This window comes from Arthrobacter citreus (assembly GCF_038405225.1).
In the GTDB taxonomy this organism is placed as follows: Bacteria; Actinomycetota; Actinomycetes; order Actinomycetales; family Micrococcaceae; genus Arthrobacter_B; species Arthrobacter_B citreus_A.
This window is the reverse complement of the sequence record NZ_CP151657.1, coordinates 3,445,287-3,466,468: the sequence shown is the minus strand read 5'-3', so window position 1 is coordinate 3,466,468 and position 21,182 is coordinate 3,445,287. Positions and strand designations below refer to the sequence as shown.

Annotated in this window: 20 protein-coding genes; 3 read left to right on the top strand and 17 right to left on the bottom strand. The window is 65.6% G+C overall.

Going from position 1 to position 21,182, the window contains the following annotated elements:
* Positions 1-8: 8 nt before the first annotated feature.
* Positions 9-995: a DUF4031 domain-containing protein gene (locus AAE021_RS16040; RefSeq protein ID WP_342023293.1), complete on the bottom strand. Its 987-nt coding sequence runs from the start codon at positions 993-995 to the stop codon at positions 9-11.
* An 85-nt stretch (positions 996-1,080) separates the two neighbouring features.
* Between AAE021_RS16040 and AAE021_RS16035 the strand changes: the two genes are divergently transcribed.
* Together AAE021_RS16035 and AAE021_RS16030 are read left to right on the top strand one after the other, a co-directional pair.
* Positions 1,081-2,184, top strand: coding sequence for an exo-alpha-sialidase (locus AAE021_RS16035; RefSeq protein ID WP_342023292.1), 1,104 nt, complete (start codon positions 1,081-1,083; stop codon positions 2,182-2,184).
* Positions 2,184-2,477, top strand: coding sequence for a MoaD/ThiS family protein (locus AAE021_RS16030; protein ID WP_342023291.1), 294 nt, complete (start codon positions 2,184-2,186; stop codon positions 2,475-2,477). The genes AAE021_RS16035 and AAE021_RS16030 overlap by 1 nt, the downstream gene beginning before the upstream one ends.
* A 163-nt stretch (positions 2,478-2,640) precedes the next feature.
* Here the strand turns inward: AAE021_RS16030 and AAE021_RS16025 are convergent, their stop codons facing one another.
* Positions 2,641-3,411, bottom strand: a complete 771-nt coding sequence (locus AAE021_RS16025) for a transglycosylase family protein (RefSeq protein ID WP_342023290.1) — start codon at positions 3,409-3,411, stop codon at positions 2,641-2,643.
* Positions 3,412-3,831: 420 nt separating this feature from the next.
* Between AAE021_RS16025 and AAE021_RS16020 the strand changes: the two genes are divergently transcribed.
* Positions 3,832-5,817, top strand: a complete 1,986-nt coding sequence (locus tag AAE021_RS16020; RefSeq protein ID WP_342023289.1) for an APC family permease — start codon at positions 3,832-3,834, stop codon at positions 5,815-5,817.
* A gap of 43 nt (positions 5,818-5,860) precedes the next feature.
* Here the strand turns inward: AAE021_RS16020 and AAE021_RS16015 are convergent, their stop codons facing one another.
* The 15 genes from AAE021_RS16015 to AAE021_RS15945 form a co-directional block, all read right to left on the bottom strand.
* Entirely contained in the window at positions 5,861-7,615 is a 1,755-nt protein-coding gene (locus AAE021_RS16015) for an ABC-F family ATP-binding cassette domain-containing protein (RefSeq protein ID WP_342023288.1), read from the bottom strand.
* A 194-nt stretch (positions 7,616-7,809) separates the two neighbouring features.
* Positions 7,810-8,448, bottom strand: coding sequence for a hypothetical protein (locus AAE021_RS16010; RefSeq protein WP_342023287.1), 639 nt, complete (start codon positions 8,446-8,448; stop codon positions 7,810-7,812).
* Positions 8,449-8,583: 135 nt separating this feature from the next.
* Positions 8,584-9,957: a replicative DNA helicase gene (gene dnaB / locus AAE021_RS16005; RefSeq protein WP_342023286.1), complete on the bottom strand. Its 1,374-nt coding sequence runs from the start codon at positions 9,955-9,957 to the stop codon at positions 8,584-8,586.
* Between the two features lie 572 nt (positions 9,958-10,529).
* Positions 10,530-10,979, bottom strand: a complete 450-nt coding sequence (rplI, locus tag AAE021_RS16000; protein ID WP_152220939.1) for a 50S ribosomal protein L9 — start codon at positions 10,977-10,979, stop codon at positions 10,530-10,532.
* A 17-nt stretch (positions 10,980-10,996) separates the two neighbouring features.
* On the bottom strand, positions 10,997-11,236 hold the full coding sequence (rpsR, locus tag AAE021_RS15995; protein ID WP_003800144.1) for a 30S ribosomal protein S18: 240 nt from the start codon (positions 11,234-11,236) through the stop codon (positions 10,997-10,999).
* 147 nt (positions 11,237-11,383) lie between these two features.
* The gene (locus tag AAE021_RS15990) at positions 11,384-11,953 is read right to left on the bottom strand and encodes a single-stranded DNA-binding protein (RefSeq protein WP_342023285.1); all 570 of its coding nucleotides are present in this window, start codon (positions 11,951-11,953) and stop codon (positions 11,384-11,386) included.
* Positions 11,954-11,986: 33 nt separating this feature from the next.
* A complete protein-coding gene (gene rpsF, locus AAE021_RS15985; protein ID WP_152220935.1) occupies positions 11,987-12,340 on the bottom strand; it encodes a 30S ribosomal protein S6 in 354 nt (117 codons plus the stop codon).
* Positions 12,341-12,546: 206 nt separating this feature from the next.
* Positions 12,547-13,821, bottom strand: coding sequence for a M18 family aminopeptidase (locus tag AAE021_RS15980; protein WP_342023284.1), 1,275 nt, complete (start codon positions 13,819-13,821; stop codon positions 12,547-12,549).
* Positions 13,822-13,996: 175 nt separating this feature from the next.
* Positions 13,997-14,875, bottom strand: coding sequence for an ABC transporter permease (locus AAE021_RS15975; protein ID WP_341394511.1), 879 nt, complete (start codon positions 14,873-14,875; stop codon positions 13,997-13,999).
* Positions 14,872-15,846: an ABC transporter ATP-binding protein gene (locus AAE021_RS15970; protein WP_342023283.1), complete on the bottom strand. Its 975-nt coding sequence runs from the start codon at positions 15,844-15,846 to the stop codon at positions 14,872-14,874. Before AAE021_RS15970 ends, AAE021_RS15975 begins: the two co-directional genes overlap by 4 nt.
* 205 nt (positions 15,847-16,051) lie before the next feature.
* Positions 16,052-16,906 carry an ABC transporter permease gene (locus AAE021_RS15965; RefSeq protein ID WP_342023282.1) on the bottom strand — a complete coding sequence of 285 codons (855 nt, stop codon included), beginning with the start codon at positions 16,904-16,906 and terminating at the stop codon, positions 16,052-16,054.
* Positions 16,903-17,856: an ABC transporter ATP-binding protein gene (locus AAE021_RS15960; protein ID WP_342023281.1), complete on the bottom strand. Its 954-nt coding sequence runs from the start codon at positions 17,854-17,856 to the stop codon at positions 16,903-16,905. Before AAE021_RS15960 ends, AAE021_RS15965 begins: the two co-directional genes overlap by 4 nt.
* A gap of 45 nt (positions 17,857-17,901) precedes the next feature.
* The gene (locus AAE021_RS15955; protein ID WP_342023280.1) at positions 17,902-18,747 is read right to left on the bottom strand and encodes an ABC transporter permease; all 846 of its coding nucleotides are present in this window, start codon (positions 18,745-18,747) and stop codon (positions 17,902-17,904) included.
* Positions 18,744-19,796, bottom strand: coding sequence for an ATP-binding cassette domain-containing protein (locus AAE021_RS15950; protein ID WP_342023279.1), 1,053 nt, complete (start codon positions 19,794-19,796; stop codon positions 18,744-18,746). The genes AAE021_RS15955 and AAE021_RS15950 overlap by 4 nt, the downstream gene beginning before the upstream one ends.
* Before the next feature lie 172 nt (positions 19,797-19,968).
* Positions 19,969-21,159, bottom strand: a complete 1,191-nt coding sequence (locus AAE021_RS15945) for an MFS transporter (protein WP_342023278.1) — start codon at positions 21,157-21,159, stop codon at positions 19,969-19,971.
* Positions 21,160-21,182 lie beyond the last annotated feature (23 nt).

The window sequence follows — 21,182 nt, the reverse complement described above, 5'->3', positions numbered from 1 at the left end:
GTAGAACTCTAGGACTTTTTTCCGGCCCCCGAATCACCGCCGGTCCGCTCCCCTCCGCCACCGGCTGAGGGGGCGGCCGCTGGGACGGCAGCGAGCTCGGAGGCCAGGTTCCGCCGTGCCGGCTCTTCCCAGCGGTCCCGGGCGGCGGCAGTGGAGAAGATCGGTTCCAGGGCGAGCAGGCCCAGGACCACCCGCCGCCGTCCAGCGGCAAAGTCGGCATCGGCCAGCTGGCGGTACTCGTGCCGCACGTCGGACAGATAGCGCGCGTAGGCTGCGGGCTCCCGGGCCAGCACGGACAGGTCCGCATCGCACAGCACCTGCCCTGCGGCATCCTCAGCCGCGGGGGCGTGCGCCGCCGTCACCCGGACGAGCCGCGCCACTTCGCGGATTTCCGTCACCGGAATCCCGGCCTCGGCCAGGAGGACGGAGGCCAGGCGCGCCGACTGCTCCTCGTCGTCCGCCGCGCCCCGGTACACGGCGTCGTGAAACCACGCCGCCAGAAGGAGCGCGCGCGGCGGACGGGGCCACAGCAGCTCCACCGCTTCCAGGACCGCCAGCAGGTGGCGCCGGTCATGGTAGCGGCGGTGCGGTTCGCCCCAGCGGTTCAGCAGTTCCGCGCCCAGCTCCCGGTTTCCCGGCAGCAGCGCATCCCAGCGGGTGAGCAGGGGATGCACCAGGGATGCATTGCGCTCCCGCGCCTTGATCCGCAGCCCGCTGCGGATCAGCAGGCGCACCAGGGTGCCGCCGTCGACCTCCACCGCTCCCCGCTCCACCAGATCGCGGTATCGGCTGAGCGGGACGTCGTAGTGGTCCAGGTCGAACGCGCGGAAGGCTATCCCGGCATCCGCGGCAAAGCTGTGCAGCTCAGCCACCGACGTGTCGGACACCAGATGTGAAAACACGGTGTTGTGCGCCGGCCACAGCGGCGGGTCAATGTAGATCACCGGGCACAGCCTGAATGCCGGGAGCCCGAATACAGAAAGATCATCCCCCATACCTACCGGAGCGAAGCCAGTATTTCCATGTCGGATGCGCCGGCCGGGCCTTGTCCGGGTACCCAAAGCGTGGTCGAATGTTCGCATGAAAAACGGGGACACCGCCGTCCTGGCCATCGGCACCAAGAAGGGCCTGTGGCTGGCCGACAGCACCGACCGACAGACGTGGAACGTGACCGGCCCGCACTTCCTGATGGAAGAGGTGGCCTCACTGGCGATTGACACGCGCGGCGCTGCGCCGCGGATTCTCGCCGGCATCATGAGTTGGCACTGGGGGCCGTGCGTGGTCCATTCCGATGATCTCGGCGCCACCTGGAGCGAGCCCGAGGACGGCGCCGTGCGGTTCCCGGAGGACACCGGCGAGGCGCTGGCCCGGGTATGGCAGCTGCAGCCGGACAGCGCGGAACGGCCCGGGGTGGTGTGGGCCGGCGCCGAACCCATCTCGGTGTGGAAATCCACCGACGGCGGAGAGCACTTTGAGATGAACCAGCCCTTCTGGGACCATCCGCACCGCAGCGAATGGGGCGCCGGCTTCGGCGGCGCCGCAGCCCACACGGTGCTGCCCAGCCCTGCCGATGACAGCGTGCACGTGGCGATCAGCACGGCCGGCGTGTACCGGACGGACGACGGCGGCGCGTCCTGGGCACCCCGGAACAACGGCATCGCCGCACCTTTCCTGCCGGATCCAAACCCGGAGTTCGGCCAGTGCGTGCACAAAGCCGCCCGGGACGCCGGCGACCCGCGGCGGCTCTATGTGCAGAACCATCATGGCGTGTACCGCTCCGACGACGGCGGGGACTCCTGGATCTCGATTGCCGAAGGGCTGCCGGCTGATTTCGGGTTTGTCATGCTGGCCCACCCCACCCGGCCCGGAACCATCTGGACCATTCCTCTGAAGGCTGATGGCGAGCGGATCCCGCCGGACGGCCATCCCGCGGTGTACCGCAGCACCGATGCCGGCGAAACCTGGATCCGCCAGGACCGGGGCCTGCCCGAGACTGACTTTAATGCCGTGCTCCGCGATGCCGCCGCCGTGGACAACGGCGAACCGGCCGGTGTTTATTTTGGCACCCGCGGAGGCCAGGTGTTCGGCAGCGCGGATGAGGGCGACACCTTCTCCCTGGTGGCCGGAAACCTGCCGGACGTGCTCTGTGTCCGGGCCGGAATAGTTGCAGCGGATCCGGCCTGATGGCTGCCCCACCGGTGCGCCTCGTGCTGCCGGCGGCGCTTTCCGCCGCCGCCGAAGGGCACCGTGAACTGGAGCGTGCCGCCGGGGCGGAACTCACCGCAGCCCAGCTGCTGGACGGGCTGGCGCTGGACTACCCCCGGTTGGAGCGCCGCATCCGGGATGAGGCCGGCCAGCTGCGCCGCTATGTGAACGTTTACATTGACGGAGAGGAACTGCGGACCCTGGACGGGTTGGCCAGCACCGTTCCGCCGGGAGCAGAGGTGCTGATCCTGCAATCCGTCGCCGGAGGGTAGCCGCCGCTGCAGCCGACCAGGGTCCGGAACCGGCCGGAAGACAGGCCCTCAACGCAGACGGTCCTTAAACGCAGGAAGGCACTGCGCCATAGTGGCGCAGTGCCTTCCTGTTGACGGGACCCGCGGTTCAGCGGGTGTCCGTGAGGTGTTGCAGGACCGGTGCTTAGGCCGGCAGCTGCAGTACCTGGCCCGTGAAGATCAGGTCGGGGTGGATGACGGAGTCGGCGTTAGCGTTGTACAGCGCTTCCCAGCCACCCTGGATGCCCAGCTTCTCGGCGATGATGGACAGCGTGTCGCCGGACTGGATCGTGTAGGTTTCACCGCTCAGCGCAGGAGCCTGAGCCTGCACGGGTGCCGGTGCGGTCACCTGTGCCTCGGGCAGGACCTGGGTCTGCGGCACTGCGGCTTCCGGTGCCGGCTGCGGGGCGGTGTAGGTCTCAACCGGGACAGTTTCCTGGACCGGTGCTTCCGGGACGTACTGCTGCGTCGTTTCCGGAGCCACGTATTCCTGAGTGGTCTGCGGAGCGACATATTCCTGCGCGGCCTGCGGGGTCACCGTCTGGCTCTGCGGGGTCACCGAGCCGGTGGCACCGCCGGACAGGCCCAGCTGGGCGGAGCAGGAGGGCCAGGCACCCCAGCCCTGGCCGGCCAAAACTTGTTCGGCCACGGCAATCTGCTGTTCCCGGCTGGCGGACGTGGGATCACCCTGGCCACCGAAGGCAGCCCAGGTGCTCGGCGTGAACTGCAATCCGCCGGAGAACCCGTTCCCGGTATTGATGTTCCAGTTACCACCGCTTTCGCACTGTGCTAGTGCATCCCACGTACTCGGGTCGGCAGCCTGGGACGGTACTGCGGTCAGGGCGAGGCCTGCACCTGAGATGGCTGCAACAGCAAGTCCCCGGCGCACGTTTCGGCTGATCTTAGACTTGGTCATTAGTGTGGCTGCTCCCAGGGCCCACCGGCGTTCCACCCCTCCCGGGGCTTCCCTACGCTGCCGCCAGCCCATGATGAATCGAGGGCATGGTTACGGTGCCTGGCAAAGTGACGGCATTTGGTGGCTCGAGGCACCGAGCGTGCGGCTGCACCTGGAACGGTGCCAGCCTGGTCGCCGGACATCTATTTGGTCCGACTGGGGGTTCGGTCTTTTCCGAACCGTTAACCACCGTAGGGGACATGGCACCGGAACCTCAAGCGAATCCAAATTGGTATGAATCACACTCAATCGTTACCGTTTCGAAATCCGCTGGAACAAGCCAATCTGCTATAAGGCCTGCGTCCGGTTGTGCGAAAGGTCATATCCGGCACAACCCCGCCTTATGGACAGCCGCGGGAGCCGGGTCTAGGGTTTGTCCACGTGCTCACATTCTTCAATGCGTTAAAGCGCATTCTTGTCGGGCGTCCGTACGGCAATGAACGGCTCTCGCGCACACTTCTCCCCAAGCGCATCGCCCTTCCCGTATATGCGTCCGATGCCCTCTCTTCAGCGGCTTACGCTCCTGACGAAATCCTGCTCACTCTGGCCCTGGCCGGGGTGACCGCCGTGACCCTTTCGCCGTGGGTTGGCCTGGCTGTCGTGGTGGTCCTCCTGACGGTGGTGGCGTCCTACCGCCAGAATGTGCACGCCTATCCGTCCGGCGGCGGGGATTACGAGATTGCCAGCAGCAATCTGGGCAAACCGGCGGGCTTGACCGTCGCATCCGCCCTTCTGGTCGATTACGTCCTCACGGTGGCGGTGTCCATGTCCTCGGCCTCCCATTACTTGGTCACCGCGGTCCCTGGACTCAATGGGATGCAGGCTCCGATCGCCGCCGTCGGGGTGGCGGTCCTGGTCCTGGTGAATCTCCGCGGCATCCGCGAAGCCGGCGCACTGTTTGCCGTCCCCACGTACCTGTTTATGGCGTCAGTGCTGGGCATGTGCGCTTTTGGCGCCTTTCAGGCGGCTACCGGAAACCTCGCAGATTCGCCGTCGGCGGCCTTTGACCTGGTCCCCGAGTCAGGGTTGGATGACGGCCTGGTGGGCCTGGCCGGAGCATTTCTGCTGCTGCGCGCCTTCTCCTCGGGCGCTGCTGCCCTGACCGGTGTTGAGGCCATCAGCAACGGCGTGCCGACGTTCCGCAAGCCCAAGAGCACCAATGCGGCCACAACCCTGCTGCTGCTCGGCGTCGTTTCCGCCTCCATGCTGGCCGGAATCCTGTCCCTGGCCAGCGCCACCGAGGTCCGTGTGGTTCAGGACCCGGCCACCCAGCTGACGCTCAACGGCAGCCCCGTGGGGCCCGAGTACGTGCAGCATCCGGTCATCAGTCAGCTGGCGGAAACGGTCTTCGGCAACGGCAGCATCCCCTTCTACATCGTGGTGGCCGCCACCGGGCTGATCCTGGTGTTCGCCTCGAACACCGCGTTCAACGGGTTCCCGGTGCTCGCCTCCATCCTGGCCAAGGACGGTTTCCTCCCCCGGCAGATGCGCACCCGCGGCGACCGCCTGGCGTTCAGCAACGGCATCATCGCCCTGGGACTGGGAGCCCTGGTGCTGATCTTTGTCTTCGACGCCGATGTCACCCGCCTGATCCAGCTGTACATCGTTGGCGTTTTTGTGTCCTTTACCGCCAGCCAGCTGGGCATGATCCGGCACTGGACCGCCAAGCTGCGGACGGAGCGGATCCCCGAAGCGCGGCACCGGATGCAGCGGTCGCGGGCCATTAACGCCGTCGGGTTCGGCATGACGGCACTGGTGCTGCTGATTGTCCTCGTCACCAAGTTCACGCATGGAGCTTGGATAGCCCTGCTGGCCATGGGCGGGCTGTACCTGATGATGTTCACCATCAGGGCGCATTATGACTCGGTGGCGCGTGAGCTCTCCGTGGAGGACGACCACCAGGGCCTGGCCCTCCCCTCGCGGGTCAACGCCGTGATCCTGGTGTCGAAGGTCCACAAGCCCGCCCTGCGGGCCCTGGCGTATGCCCGTGCGTCACGCCCATCCAGCCTGAACGCCATCATTGTCGACATTGACCCGGAGGACACCGAACGCGTCATGGAGGAGTGGGAGCGGATGCAGATCCCCGTGCCGCTGACCGTGCTGTCCTCGCCATACCGGGAGACAGTCTCTCCCGTCCTCAATTACCTGAGGGAGGCCCGGCGGACCGCCCCGCGCGAACTGTTTGTCGTCTACATCCCCGAGTACGTCGTCGGGCGCTGGTGGGAGCAGCTGGTGCACAACCAAACAGCGCTGCGCATTAAGGCCCGGCTGCACTTTGAACCCGGCATCATGGTCGCCAGCGTGCCCTGGCAGCTTGCGTCCAGCCGAAGCCACGACGCCACGCCGACGCGCGGTTCCGGCCTCTGATACTGCAGCACAGCGGAGGACGGCGCACCGGCAGGATGAACCGCTAGAGACTAAAGCGCCGGCCGCTCCACCGCCGCCGGAACCACCGGTCATGACTGGCCACCACAACTGTTCCGGGGTAGGTGCTGATGGCTTGTTCCACTTCCTCGGCAAGGGACAGCGCGAGGTGGTTGGTCGGCTCGTCGAGCAGCAGCAGCTGCGGTGGCTCGGCCGCCAGGACAGCCAAGGCCACGCGGCGGCGCTGGCCCGGCGACAGTTCGGCCAGCGGCTGCTGCTCCTCGCCCGGGCGCAGCAGCCCGAGGTCAGCAAGCGCGGGCGCCTCCTCCGGATGGTCCAGCCGGGAGCGGTAGGCAACTGCTGCCGAAAGCGACGGATCGGGCCACCGGTCCTCCTGCAGGAGCAGGCCGGCGCTGAGCTGCGGGGCACGCTGCACCTCGCCGTGCTCTGCGGCGAGCGAGCCTGCCAGCACCGAGAGCAGCGTGGATTTTCCCGCACCGTTGCCGCCTTCCACGAGCAGGCGGTCCCCGGCCCGTACCACCAGGTCCACCGGACGCAGCCTGCCGCCAACCCCCACGGACTGCAGGCGCAGGATCTCCGCTTCCGCTGCCGGGGATATCCCGCCCCCGGCGCCGGCCCTGGTCATTCCGCGGAAAACCAGTGGCTGCGCCGGCTCCGGAACTGCCGACCGCTCCAAGTCCGCCAGCCCACGCCGGGCGGATCGAACCCGCCCTCCGACGGTCTTCGCGGCCCGGTCGCTGTAGAACTTTTTCGCGCCCCGTGCCTCCGTCCGCGGAACCGTGGTGTGAAAGATCTCCCGTCCGTCGACGTCGGCGATGCGCGTGAGCCTTGCGCGCTCCGCCTCCTGCGCCTCCCAGGCATCGTGCCAGCGCCGGCGCGCGGCGGAGCGCGCTGCAAGATAGTCCGTGTAGCCGCCGGTGTAGCGCCTGCCCTGCACGGCTGGACCTGCGTGGCTTTCCGCTCCGGATGCGGTGTCGAGATCAACCAGGTCAGTCGCCACGGCGTCCAGGAACCACCGGTCATGGCTTGCCATCAGCAGCGGCCCCCGCAGGGTGCGCAGCTCGGCTGCCAGGAAGGAGACGGCGTCGTCGTCCAGGTGGTTCGTGGGTTCATCCAGAAGGAGCGCAGCGGGCCGCTCCAGCAACAGGGCCGCGATGGCCAGACGGCGCCGCTGGCCGCCGGACAGGCTGCGGGCGGACCGGTTCCGATCCAGCCCGCCCAGGCCCAGGCCGACGAGGACTTCGCTGATGCGGGCGTCCAGGGACCACAGACCGCACTCTTCGGCCTCTCGAAGCGTGGTGTCATAGGCGTCGGCAACTGCCCCGCCGTACGGCGCCGTGGCGAGCTGGGCGGACAGCTGTTCCAGGAGTGGTTCCAGCCCGCGCACGGGAGCGACGGCGGCTTCCAGCACGTCGTTCAACGTTGCCCCGGGTGCCGGCACCAGCTCCTGCCGCAAAAGGCCCAGGGAAGCCGGGCGGGCCACGGAGCCGGCGTCCGGGGCGAGCAGTCCCGCGGCGATGAGCAACAGCGTGGATTTCCCCGACCCGTTCTCCCCGATCAGGCCGGTGCGGCTGCCCCCGGACACGGAAAATGAAACGTCGGTGAGCACGCGGCGGCCCGGGTAGCCGAAGCTGACGCCATCAAGGCGCAGGTGGCTGCCGCGGCCGGCTGGCACGGCGGTGTGGGACTGTACGGGGGAATGGGACTGCACGGGGTAAGCTGCCGGGGAATCGGCGGGGGAAGAAGCGGTGCTGACATCGGTGCGGCGGAATGCGGCCATGGTGGTTCCTGGTGTCCTGGAAACTGCCGCCCGCCGGGCATATCGGGCACCGTGACCGGCCTGCACTGACGCAGGGGGTCCGGGGCCGGCCTCGGGCGGGCGCGGATCAATCAGGAAAGCAGCATGGTTCCGATGCTAGTTTCTTCCCGTCCCCACGGCAACAAGGATCAGCTGCCACCGCCGGAGGGTGCGGCTCACTCTCCTGAGGGGTCCGGCACCGGCATTCCCCGGCCGGCTAGGACGGAGCGGTACGCGTACGCGGTCAGCCTGCCCTCGCTGAAGGCCTGTTCCACGGCGTCGAAGGACCGCGGTCCCGGCTCGTCGCTGTAGGGGAAGTGGATCAGCTCGGCAACCAGTTCCCATTCCTCTGCGATGCTGTCGATGAGATCGTCCGGGGTTTCATCTGGGCCCGGTCCGCCGCCGAGCACGGTCCAGGAGTCCCCGGGAACGCGGTAACCCTCCAGCCGGTCAAGGTCAGCGACAAGTTCTTCCAATGATGCGTATTCGGTCTGCGCCTCGGGGGGAACCGAGCCATCCGCCGTCGCCAGCTGGCTGACAAATCCGGTTTCCAAGGGGTATACGGAAGTGGGGACGGGCTCACCCTCCTCCAGGTAGGCGGGAAGCTGTGACGGCATCCAGTACCAGGCATCGCCCTGGTCGGCTCCGCCGGGCTGGCTTCGCTCGCTGATCCAGCCGCGGGCCGTGAGCAGTTCCTCGCCCTCGTCGCTGACGAAGGTGGGGGTGTTGCCGAAGAGCAGATTCGTTTCGTGCTCGCTGCGGCGGGCCTGCTTCTTCTTGGCTGCCGCCTTCTTGCGGGGTTTGGACTTGGGCACGGAATACTCCTTGGAAAGAACTGGTCGGGGGACGGCTGGCGAAGGACGTGTGGGCGCAGACCGGCGGTACCAATTCTAGTGGGCGGGAGCATCCGGCCCGAAGCGCCGCCGGGAAACCCGGGGCGCGACGCCGGACTAGAAGCCCGAGCCGCCCTCAACGGCCATGTTGGAGAAGCGGGAGTAATGGCCCTGGAAGCCCACGGTGATGGTCTTGGTGGGACCGTTACGGTGCTTGGCCACAATCACGTCAGCCTCGCCGGCGCGCGGGGATTCCTTGTCGTAGATGTCCTCGCGGTGGAGCAGGATCACCATGTCGGCGTCCTGCTCGATGGAGCCGGATTCACGAAGATCCGAAATCATGGGCTTCTTGTCGGTTCGCTGCTCCGAACCGCGGTTCAGCTGCGACAGGGCGATAACGGGGACTTCAAGTTCCTTGGCCAGCAGTTTCAGGGCACGGGAGAACTCGGAGACTTCCTGCTGGCGCGATTCCACTTTTTTTCCGGAGGACATCAGCTGGAGGTAGTCGAGGACCACGAGTTTTAGGTCGTGCCGCTGTTTCAGCCGCCGGCACTTGGCCCGGATTTCCATCAGGGACATGTTGGGGCTGTCATCAATGAACAGCGGCGCCTCGTTCATGCGGCCCATGGTGGTGGCAATCCTGCCCCACTGCTCATCCTTGATGGTTCCCTTGCGCAAGTCCTGCAGCGCAATGGTGGCCTCGGCGGAGAGCAGGCGCATGGCAATCTCGTTGCGGCCCATTTCCAGCGAGAAGAAGACGGTGGTCATGTTGTTCTTGATGGCGGCCGAGCGGGCGAAGTCCAGGGCGAAGGTTGATTTACCAACTGCAGGCCGCGCGGCGATCACGATCATCTGTCCGGGGTGGAGCCCCTGCGTCAATTCATCGAGTTCGTAGAATCCGGTGGGCACGCCGGTCATGCCCTCGCCCTTGTGCTGGGCAGCTTCGATTTCATCAACGGTGCCCTCGATGATGTCCTTCAGGGGCACATAGTCCTCGGCGGTGCGGCGCTCCGCGACGGCGAACACCTCGGCCTGGGCGGCGTTGACAATGTCGTCCACCTCCATGCCGTCGCCTGAGTAACCCAGCTGCACGATCTTGGTGCCCGCGTCCACCAGGCGCCGCAGGACGGCGCGCTCCCGGACAATTTCGGCGTAGAAGCCGGCGTTGGCAGCCGTGGGCACGGATTGGATGAGCGTGTGGAGATAGGCGGGCCCGCCGATGCGGCTGATTTCGCCGCGCTTGGTCAGCTCATCGGAGATGGTGACGGCGTCAGCGGGCTCACCGCGGCCGTACAAGTCGATAATGGCTTCGAAAATCGATTCGTGCGCCGGGCGGTAGAAGTCGACGCCGCGGAGAACCTCCACTACGTCGGCGATGGCGTCCTTGGAGAGCATCATGCCGCCCAGGACCGACTGCTCGGCAACCAAGTCCTGCGGCGGTGTGCGCGCGAAGTCGGAGCTGGAGCTCGATGCCGGTGCGTCAGTATGCATGAGCGACACTGTGTAACCCTTTCCCAAGGTACTGCTGTGGTGCGATCCCTGCCAGGTGGCAGCTGATTCAGGTCTATCCCGCCGCGGTGACACTTTGGCGTGCGGCGGCCGCCGGTGTGGAATGGCGCCGTCCCAGCGGTGGCAAGGACTCGATCAGAAGGGATTCCCCCGCAACCGTAGCCCTCAAACCCCCTGCTCCCAAACGAGTTATCCACAGCCCTTGTGGAGAAGGTGTGCATAACTGGGCGTGTCTTGTGCACAGGTTGGGCATAAGGGTGTGGATAAACTATTCATTTTTGAGCAAATACCGCTCTGACTAGGGGAAACGTTCGTCCACACCTGTGCATAGAGAGTATTTTTTCTCAACATTCACCCCATACTTGCAGGTTGACAGATGGCCGGAATGCACATACGGGCCGTGGTTATCCCCGGTTTCAGCCGATTTCCACAGTCGATATCCACAGTTGATATCCACAGTTGATATCCACAGCCGGTCCCAGGACGCAAAAGCGCCCTCCGCCACTAGGGCGGAGGGCGCTCGGCACACGCCTGACGGCGTGCTGGTGGCCGTGCTAGCTGGCTACGACGTTGAGGTCGATGACAGCAGCTACGTCGTCGTGCAGACGAACGTTGGCCTGGAAGGAACCAACCGACTTGATGTGAGTCGGCAGTTCAACCTTGCGCTTGTCGATGGTGCCGAGGCCGGCAGCCTCGACAGCAGCAGCAACATCGGCGGCCTTGACCGTACCGAAGAGGCGACCGGACTCGCCGGCCTTGACGGCCAGCGTGACCGGCTTGGCGGAGAGTGCAGCGGCCTGCTTCTGAGCATCTTCCAAGGAAGCGTGCTCGCGGGCGGCGCGGGCAGCCTTGATGGACTCAACCTGCTTCTCGCCACCCTTCGTCCAGGTCAGAGCGAAGCCACGGGGCAGAAGGAAGTTACGTGCGTAACCATCCTTTACCTCAATGACGTCGCCGGCAGCGCCGAGACCGGTTACTTCGTGGGTCAGAATGAGCTTTGCCATGAGTTAGGTTCCTTTCCTTAGCCGCGGCCAGCGCCGGAGTACGGCAGGAGAGCAACTTCACGGGCATTCTTGATTGCCTGTGCAATTTTGCGCTGTTCCTGCACGGTTACGCCAGTTACGCGACGGGCGCGGATCTTTCCGCGGTCGGAAATGAACTTGCGCAGCAATGCTACGTCCTTGTAGTCGATGACAGTGATGTCAGCGGCCTTCAAGGGATTGGACTTTGGTTTGGGCTTGCGAAGTTCAGCCTTAGCCATCGTGGAGCTCCTTATGTCTAGTGGAGCCCGTGGATCATTCCACGGGATGGGCTCGACGGCGAATGCCGTCTGAGGTTGCGCCCGGGGGCGCAGGAGTGAAGGGAGGCACGTTCCCCGAAAGGGGATGCGCCGCTCTTCGGTGGAGATTTAGAAGGGCGGATCGTTGGAGTCCGGTCCGTTGCCCCAGCCGCCGGCGTTGCCGCCGCCTGCGGGAGCGCCCCAGGGATCTTCGGCCGGTGCAGCCTGTTGCTGCTGCTGGCCTCCGCCCCATGCAGGGTTGGAATTGCCGCCGAAGCCGCTGTTTCCGGAGTTTCCGCTGTTACCGCCAAAGCCGCCGCCACCGCCGCCGGAGCGCTGGGTGCGGGTGACCTTCGCGGAAGCGTACCGAAGCGAGGGGCCGATTTCGTCGACCTCAAGCTCCATAACGGTGCGCTTTTCGCCTTCTTTGGTTTCATACGAACGCGACTTCAGGCGGCCCTGGCAAACAACACGCGTCCCCTTGGTCAGGGATTCGGCCACGTTCTCAGCGGCTTCGCGCCAGACAGATGCACGGAGGAACAGCGTTTCGCCGTCCTTCCAGTCATTTGACGTGCGGTCGAAGGTCCGCGGAGTCGAGGCAATGGTGAAGTTAGCCACTGCCGAACCTGACGGCGTGAACCGGAGTTCCGGATCATTCGTTAGGTTGCCGACGACGGTAATAGTTGTCTCGCCTGCCATGTTGCCTCCTGATTTCGGTTTGGTTTGCAGAAATTACTCTGCGGAAACCTTTGCAGCTTCAGCCTTAGCGGCCTTCTTGGCATCCTTCTTCGAGATCTTCTGCTCTTCCGGGCGGATGATCTTGGTGCGCATGATGGTCTCGTTGAGGCTCAGCTGGCGGTCAAGCTCAGCGGCAGCTGCAGGCGTCGCGGTGAAGTTAACCACTGCGTAGATGCCTTCAGCCTTCTTCTGGATTTCGTAGGCGAGGCGGCGACGGCCCCAGATGTCGACCTTGTCGATGGTTCCACCATCGTTGCGGACAACATTGAGGAACTTGTCGAGCGAAGGCTCGACTGTACGCTCTTCTACCTCGGGGTCGATGATAACCATCAGTTCATAAGCACGCATTTGTGAACCCACCTCCTTTGGGCTATACGGTCACGGCATTTCCGTAACAGGAGGTTCTTTTGCGTTGTCATCCCGCCGGATCTGGGTGACCAGGCAGCGGGAAAGCCGTCAGCATTGCCGACAGCACAGACTTAGCTAGTCTACCGGACGCCGGAAGGTGCTCGGGACGTGGTAGTCCCGGACATCGGCAGGTTTCCGGCCGGGCATCACCCGGTAAAGAACACTTCGCTCACCCGGGACAGGTGGAAGGGGTCCTGCACGCCGGCCATTTCGCGGGCCGAATGCATGGACAGCAGCGGAATGCCGACGTCGACTGTCCGGATCCCCAGCCGGGTGGCGGTCAGCGGCCCAATGGTGGAGCCGCAGGGCATGGAGTTGTGCGAAACGAACTCCTGGTACGGAATGCCGGCCTGCCGGCACAACCCGGCCCAGCGCGCCGCGCCGGGAGCGTCTGTGGTGTACCGCTGATTGGCGTTGATCTTGAGCAGCGGCCCACCGTTGAGCACGGGATGGTTGGCGGGGTCGTGGCGCTCGGCGTAGTTCGGGTGCACGGCGTGGCCGGCGTCGGCGGAAATGCAGAACGAACCCGCGAAGGCCCGCTGCCGGTCCAGCGCGGATCCGCCCAGCCCGCCGGAAATCCGGTTCAGCACATCCTCGAGGAACGGCCCGGCGGCGCCGGAGCGGCTGCCGCTGCCCACCTCCTCGTGGTCGAAGGCAGCCAGCACCGCGATCGACCCGTCCGTCTTGGTTTGGGCTGCGGCAATCAGCGCCGTGAGACCGGCATGCACCGAGGACAGGTTATCCAGCCGGCCGGACGCGAAAAATTCGCTGTCGGCGCCGAAGGTGCGGGGTTCCTGCGTATCCGCCGCCACGATGTCATATCCGCCGACCTGGTCCGCTGACAGACCGGCACGTGCGGCCAGCAGCTCCAGCAGGTCAGCGGCGGAGGGATCCCCGAGCCCCCACACCGGGTTCATGTGCTGCTGCTTGTCGAGTTTTAGTCCTTCATTGACGGACCGGTCCAGATGGATGGCCAGCTGCGGAAAACGCATCAGCGGCCCGGTTTCCACCAGGTGTTCCTCGCCGTCCAGTGTGACAAGACGCCCGGCAAGCTGCAGCTCGCGGTCCAGCCAGGAGTTGAGCAGGGGCCCGCCGTAAACCTCGACGCCGGCCTGGAGCCAGCCCAGCCGGCCGGTGGTGGGGCGCGGCTTGAGTTTGAAGGACGGCGAGTCGGTGTGCGTGCCCAGGATTGAGAACCCTGTTCCGGATCCGGCTCCCTGCGGAACAATCCACGCAATCAGGGCTCCGTCCCGGACGACGAGGTATTTTCCGGGCTCCGCCGGCCAGTCCAGGCTTTCGTCGAGTTCGGTGAATCCGGCGGCGGCGAGGCGGCGCGCGCCCTCGCGGGCCGCGTGGAAGCTGGAGGGTGAGGCGCTGACGAAGGCGCCGAGGTCGTGAATGTGATCCATTGCATCAGGCATACTCCGATTCAACCAGAGCCTGCTCTGCGCGCGTAATGGCTGCCCGAAACCGTGGAGCGCCAACGGATTAAACACAAGAACTCCCCGCTGTGGAGGAGTTCCGTGCCCTGAAAGGAATCCGGAGACAGACGCGGCGGCCGTTCTTCCGCCGCCTCCGTCCCCGAAGAGTGTGCCCCTAGACGTCGCGGCGTTTGGCCACGAGCAGGGAGATGATGAGCAGCGCCACGGCCCAGGCCGCCATGACAAGGCCGCCTTCCAGCGGATTGAGCTGCCCGGCGGTCTCGGCCGGGAACATCAGCATTCGATCCCCGGCGTTGGTGGGCAGGAAGCGGGCGGCATCAGGAATCCAGTCAGCGAGCCCCTGAATGAGGTTCACGATAATGACGGGAAAGACGAAGAACAGTCCGATGGCCGTCACGACGCCACCGGCGGTGTTGCGCAGGAGCGTGCCGATGGCCATGGAGATCACGGCAATGAACGCCAGATAGGTTCCGGTGTTCAGGATGGAGCGCAGTACGCCCTCGTCAGTCAGCGCAAAGTCCAGATCTTCGGCACCGAGGATTGGCTGAGCAATGAAGTAGGAGATGAACGCCGCGCCGGCACCGAGGATAAACGCGATCAGGGCAATGACCAGGTTCTTGGCCAGCAGGGCAGGGATCCGGGTGGGCACGGCAACCATGGTGGACCGGATCATGCCGGTGCCCCACTCCGAGGCGATCAGGACAACCGCCAGCGAGGCGATGAGCAGCTGGCCGAAGATGTATCCACTGGCAGGTGCCATCAGCGCCTGTTCACGAAGCATCTCCATGCCGCCGCCCATCTGGGCCTGCATCTCAGGAGAAGCATCCGCCATGAAGTCGACCGACACTGCTATCTGCCAGGCATAGAGGGCGCTGAGCCCCACCATGACAATGAGGGTGATGGCCAGGAGGATCACGGTGGAGGGAACGGTGGTGACCTTGATCCATTCCGAACGCAGAATTCGTCCGAAACTCAGGCCCGAGCCGTCCCGGCTCCGGGTGGGAGCCGGTGTTGGTGCTGTCTGGATGCTCATGCTGACTTTCCTCCGCCGCTGGTCAAGGTGGCCTCGGCTGCGGGGGCCGGTGCCTGGGGCTGTTCGATGGCCTGTGACTGGTATTCGACCTGGTCCCGGGTCAGCTCCATGTACGCCTCTTCAAGCGAGGACTGGCGGGGAGTCAGTTCATAGATCAGGATCTGCCGGGCCAGGGCGGCCTCGGCAATGCTGCGTGGTTCCCGGCCGGTAATTTCCAGCAGGTCCGGTTCCAGCTGTGTAAACGAGGTTTCCCGGTTCTCGAGTGCCCGGCGCAGTTCCTCCGGCTGGTCCGTGCGCACAAGCGTGCGGATCTTGTCCTGCCCGGCAATAATCTCTCTGATCGGTGCGTCTGCAATGATCCGGCCCCGCCCAATCACGATCAGGTGGTCCGCAGTGACGGCCATTTCGCTCATCAGGTGCGAGGAGAGGAAAACGGTGCGTCCCTCCGATGCCAGGCCCTTGGCCAGATTGCGGACCCAGAGGACCCCCTCCGGATCCAGTCCGTTAACCGGTTCGTCGAAAATCAGCGTCTGAGGGTCCCCCAGAAGTGCGACGGCGATACCCAGCCGCTGCCCCATGCCCAGGGAGAATCCGCCGACCCGCCGCTTCGCCACGGGACCCAGCCCGGTCAGTTCGATGACCTCGTTGACCCGCTTGTTGGAGATGCCGTGGGTGGCGGCGAGCGCGCGCAGGTGGTTGTACGCAGAGCGCTTGGTGTGCACGGCCTTTGCATCGAGCAGTGCACCGACTTCATGCAGGGGTGCCTTGTGCTGTTTGTAGGGTTTTCCGTTGACAGTGACGGCACCGCCTGTGGGCCGGTCCAGGCCCACGATCATGCGCATGGTGGTTGATTTGCCGGCGCCGTTTGGGCCAAGAAAGCCGGTGACCTTGCCCGGCTGGACAGTAAAGGAAACGTCGTCAACGGCAATTTTGGCGCCGTAGCGTTTCGAGAGGCCGTGTGCCTCGATCATGGTGATCCTTACATTTGGGCGGACGTAAAAGCTGGGGGACTTCCTCCACCCTAGGGGAGAGCACGATCGAAGACACCGTCCCAGAGGATGAGTTCGGTACTTTTCCGGGTCCTCCCCCAGGATGACTCAGGGAGGACCCTGACTCTGTTCAGGCGTGCGCCGCCACGGTCTCTATCCAGGCGTGCGCCGCCACGGTCCGACGTAGTCAGATGTCCCGCTTCTTAAGAACGACGACGGCGCCTGCCAGCAGCACCACGGCCCAGCCCGCAAGAATGAGACCACCTTCGGCCTGGTTGAATGCCTCCGGGGCAACCCGGGTGGCCACCAGTGCCGAAGAGGCACTGCTGGGCAGGAAGCGTTCGGCGTCCACCACCCAATCCGCCAGGCCTGAAAGCAGCCCGGTAATAATTGGCAGCACAAAAAGCGCTCCCACCAGGGTCACCACTCCCCCGGCCGTGCTGCGCAGCAGGGCACCGATGGCCACGCCCATGACCGCGATCAGTGCCAGCACCGTGCCGGTATTGATGATGGAGGGCAGCACCCCCTCCGCATCCAGCCCGAAATCCAGACCGGACCCGGACAGTATCGGCTGCGCCACCAAATAAGTGACGAAGGCTGCCAGGACGCCCAGGATGAAGGAAATGACCGCAATCACGAGGGTCTTGGCCAGCAGCGCCGGCGTGCGGGTGGGTACGGCCACCATGGTGGAGCGGATCATGCCGGTGGTGTACTCGGATCCAATCAGCACCACCGCCAGCGAGGCGATCAGCAGCTGGCCGAAGGGCAGCCCGGATGCCGGGATGTCGTGGGCCAGGCTCTGCGCTGATGTGCCGAAACCTCCGGGCGGGCCAGCCGCCGGGTCATTCACCAGCTGTACCGTTCCCCAGGCAACCAGGGCGCCGAGCCCAACCATCACCGCGAAGCTCACTGCCAGCAGGATGACGGTGGAGGGCACGGTGGCGGTCTTGATCAATTCGGAGCGCAGCACGCGCGGAAAGGTGATCCGGCGGGATCCGGAAGTGCGGGGCTCCTGCGCGGCGGGGGCTGCTGCTGCACTCATGCCTGTTGTCCTTCCTCGGCCGGGAGGGAATCGGATGACGGGTTGATGTGGCGTGACTGGTACTCGACCTCTCCGCCGGTCAACTCCATGTAGGCGTCCTCCAAGGAGACCTGCTGCGGGGTGAGTTCCGTCAGGAGGATTCCACGGGAACTTGCTGTTTCCGCAATGCTCCTGGACGTCAGGCCCAGAATCTCCAGCTGATCCGCCGCCGGTCGGCGCACTTCCACTCCGGGCGAGCCGACGGCGGCAGCCAAGCCGGCAGCGTCGTCGGTGCGCACCAGGACACGCTCCTGCTGGCTCCCGGCCAGCACATCCCCGATGGGGGCATCGGCCAGGATCCGGCCGCGGCCGATCACGATCAGGTGATCGGCGGTCACCGCCATCTCGCTCATCAGGTGGGAGGAGATGAAGACGGTACGGCCTTCAGCTGCCAGTCCCCGGACCAGGAAGCGTACCCATTTCACGCCTTCCGGATCCAGTCCATTGACGGGCTCATCCAGGATCAGGGTGTGCGGGTCCCCCAGCAGTGCGACGGCGATGCCCAGCCGCTGCCCCATGCCCAGCGAATACCCGCCGACCCGTTTCCGCGCCGCCGATCCAAGGCCCGTGAGTTCGATGACCTCGTTGACGCGGGCGGAGGAAATGCCTTCGGTGGCGGCGAGAGCCCGTAGATGGTTGTAGGCAGTGCGTTTGGGGTGGACTGCCTTCGCCTCCAGCAGGGCACCCACCTCGTGCAGGGGGGACCGGTGCCCGGCATACGGCTTACCGTTGACCGTCACCGTTCCGCCGGTGGGATGGTCCAGCCCAACAATCATCCTCATGGTCGTTGATTTTCCGGCACCGTTCGGTCCAAGGAATCCGGTGACCTTGCCCGGCGGGACCGAAAAGGTAACGCCGTCGACGGCGGTCTTCTCGCCAAAGCGCTTGGTGAGTTCGCGTGCCTCAATCATGGTGTGTCCTCACACTTGGTGTCTCCATCTTGGGGCCTGGGGTTCCTAGCGGGAACTCACCGACTCAAACTTCCGCACGGCAAGCGGAACAAAAATGAGCAGCATCACCACCGATCCGATCAGCACGGTGGCCACCGCATGCTGCATGGGCCAGGTGTCGGGAACCGGTGTGTTGCCAAGGTTGCCGAACAACTCCCGGGCCGCCTGGACCAGCGCGGAAACCGGGTTCCATTCAGCGAAGATCCGCAGCGGGGTTGGCAGGGTGGAGCTCTGCACAAACGCATTGGAAATGAAGGTGATGGGAAACAGGATCATGAAGGAGGCATTGTTGATCGTTTCCGGTGTCCGGACCGTCATGCCGAGCAGGGCCATGACCCAGCTGAAGGCGTAGGAGAAAAGCAGCAGCAGTCCAACCGCCGCCAGGAAGGAGGAGAAGGAGGTGTTGACCCGCCAGCCCACCAGCAGTCCCGTTGCCATCATGATGAGCATGGAGATGGCGTTGAGCACCAGGTCGGAGTTGGTCCGCCCGATCAGCACCGCGGACGGACTCATCGGCAGGGTTCGGAACCGGTCCACAATGCCTTCCTTGAGGTCCTGCGCCATGGCTGCGCCGGAAAACGTGGATCCGAAGACCACTGTCTGGGCAAAGATGCCGGCCATGAGGTACTGCGTGTAGTCTGTCCCGGCCACGGAGATCGATCCTCCGTAAACCTGGCTGAACAGCAGCACAAACATGATGGGCTGCAAGACCGCGAAGATAATCATGTCCGGAGACCGCTTGATCTTGATCAGGTTTCGCCAGGTAACGGTCCAGCCGTCCCCGGCCCAGTTGGCTGCGGCTGACTTTCCTCCGGTCCCCGCAGCGGGCAGCCGGGTGGTTGCGGCGGTCATCGGCGGACTCCTTCCTTGTCTTCTGCGCCTTCGGTGGCTCCGGTTGCCGGATCCTCCTCGGCGGGGCGGCCGGTCAGCTGCAGGAACACGTCATCGAGGGTTGGACGGCGGATGCCGGCGTCGTGCAGCTCTATCCCGCGCGCCTGCAGGTCCGCCAGGACGAGCTGCAGCGAGGCCGGTCCGTTCTGGACGGTGACTTCCAGCGTGCGGCCGTCATCCGCGGTGTGCGGCTCGCCCGAACCGTGGCGGGCAAGGATCTCCTGCGCCGCCCCGGCGTCGTTTCCGTCCACCAGGGCCACGGCCACGCTGTGGCCGCCAATCAGGGACTTCAGCTGGTCCGAGGTGCCTTCGGCGATGACGGCCCCGCGGTCGATGACCGCCACGGTGTCCGCCAGCTGGTCGGCTTCCTCCAGGTACTGCGTGGTCAGCAGCAGCGTGGTGCCTCCGGCCACCAGGCCCTTGATCACCTGCCACAGGGCGAGTCGGCTGCGCGGGTCAAGGCCGGTGGTCGGCTCGTCGAGGAACAGTACCCGGGGGCTGTTAACCAGCGCACCGGCCAGGTCCAGGCGCCGGCGCATGCCGCCGGAATATCCCTTGACCGGCCGGTTTCCGGCCTCGGTCAGCTCAAACATGTCAATGAGCTCGGCGGCCCGGGCACGGGCCTGCCGGTCCGGGAGGTGGTACAGCCGGCCCACCATCCGCAGGTTTTCAGTACCGGTCAGGTTCTCGTCCACCGCAGCATACTGGCCGGAAACACCAATGATCCGGCGGACTTCCTTGGGGCTGTCCAGCACGTCGATGCCGTCAATGGTCAGGACACCGGCGTCGGGCTTGATGAGGGTGGTCAGGACCTTCACGGCCGTGGTTTTTCCGGCCCCGTTCGGACCCAGCAGGGCCATGACGGTGCCTTCGGGAACAGAAATATTCAGGCCGTCCAGTGCGTGAACCGGCCCGGACTTGGATTTGTAGACTTTGCTGACTCCGCGCGCCTCGATCAGCGGCGAGCCGGAACCGCGGTTTTGGGCAGGAGGGCTTGGTGAATTAAACATTGGTCGAAGATAGACCCGCCACCGCCGCCCCGGTAGCCCCATTGCGGACACATCCGGTCCGCTGGTTTTTCATCCACCGCCAGCGCGCGGCCGTGCCCGCCTCCCGCTGCCCCGGCGGCCCCGCTGCCCGGCGGCGAAGCGGCACCCAGGAAGCGGCCCGGAACTCCGGCGGCTAGGAAGCCGCCTCGGAGACCTTTTTCTGTTCGGCTGCGGCAGGGGCCACCAGGATGGACAGCAGCATGGCCGCTCCCACGAGCAGGAGCGCGTTGCGGACACCCCAGAGTTCGCCCACGAAACCCAGCACCGGCGGACCCACAAAGAACGCCGTGTAGCCAATGGTTGACACCACCGAGACGCGGCTGGCCGCGTGGGCCGGGTCCTCGCCTGCGGCGGACATTCCCATGGGGAACCCCAGGGCCGCACCGATCCCCCACAGGACCGCTCCAATGCCGGCCAGCACCAGATTGGGCGCCAGGACAAAGAGGAGCAGCCCCACCAGTGAGGCGCTCATGCAGATCCGCAGGGCCGGGACCCGTCCCAGCCGGTCGATCAAACGGCCTCCCATCCAGCGGGTGGCGGTCATGGCCGCGACGAAGACGCCGAACATGATGGCGCCCGCGGATTCGCTGGCTCCCAGCCCGTCAACGGTGGCCTTTGCCACCCAGTCATTGGCTGCGCCCTCGGTCAGGGCCGCGCCCAGGACCACGACGCCGATCAGCAGCGTGCGTCCCTCCTTCCACGCGGCGAACCGCGACCGGGGAGCGGTGGCGGCTGCGCCGTCGCCGTGCACCGGGACCGGGTCGGGCAGGAAATTGCGCGGCACTGCCAGCACCAGCCCCGCGGCGACCACCACGATGCCCAGCAGGTGCAGGGACAGGGAGATTCCCAGCGCGGAGAGCACCGCGCCGAGCATGGCGCCCACAAAGGCGCCACCGCTGAAGGCCGCGTGGAACTTGGGCATCACGGTGCGTCCGAGGTGCCGTTCCACTTCCGCGCCTTCCAGGTTCATGGCCACGTCCCAGAGGCCAATGCCGGCGCCGAACAGCAGCAGGCCGCCGGCTGCCAGCGGGATGTTGGGCCAGAACAGGGATGCGGCAATGATCAGCGATGCGGCCGACGCCGCCAGCCCGCCGGCGCGCACGGCACCGGCGGTGCCGATCCGCAGGGCGATGGATCCGGCCAGCGGCAGCGAACACACGGATCCGACGGCCGAAAACAGCAGCAGGATCCCGACCCCGGCGGCACCAATGCCGAGGGATTCGGCGGCCGCCGGGATCCGGGCGGCCCAACTGGCGAAAATGAGGCCGTTGAGGCCAAAAACCACGAAGACGGATATCAGGGCACGGTCCAGGGAGGTCTTCACGCCTATAGTGTGCAGGGGTTGGC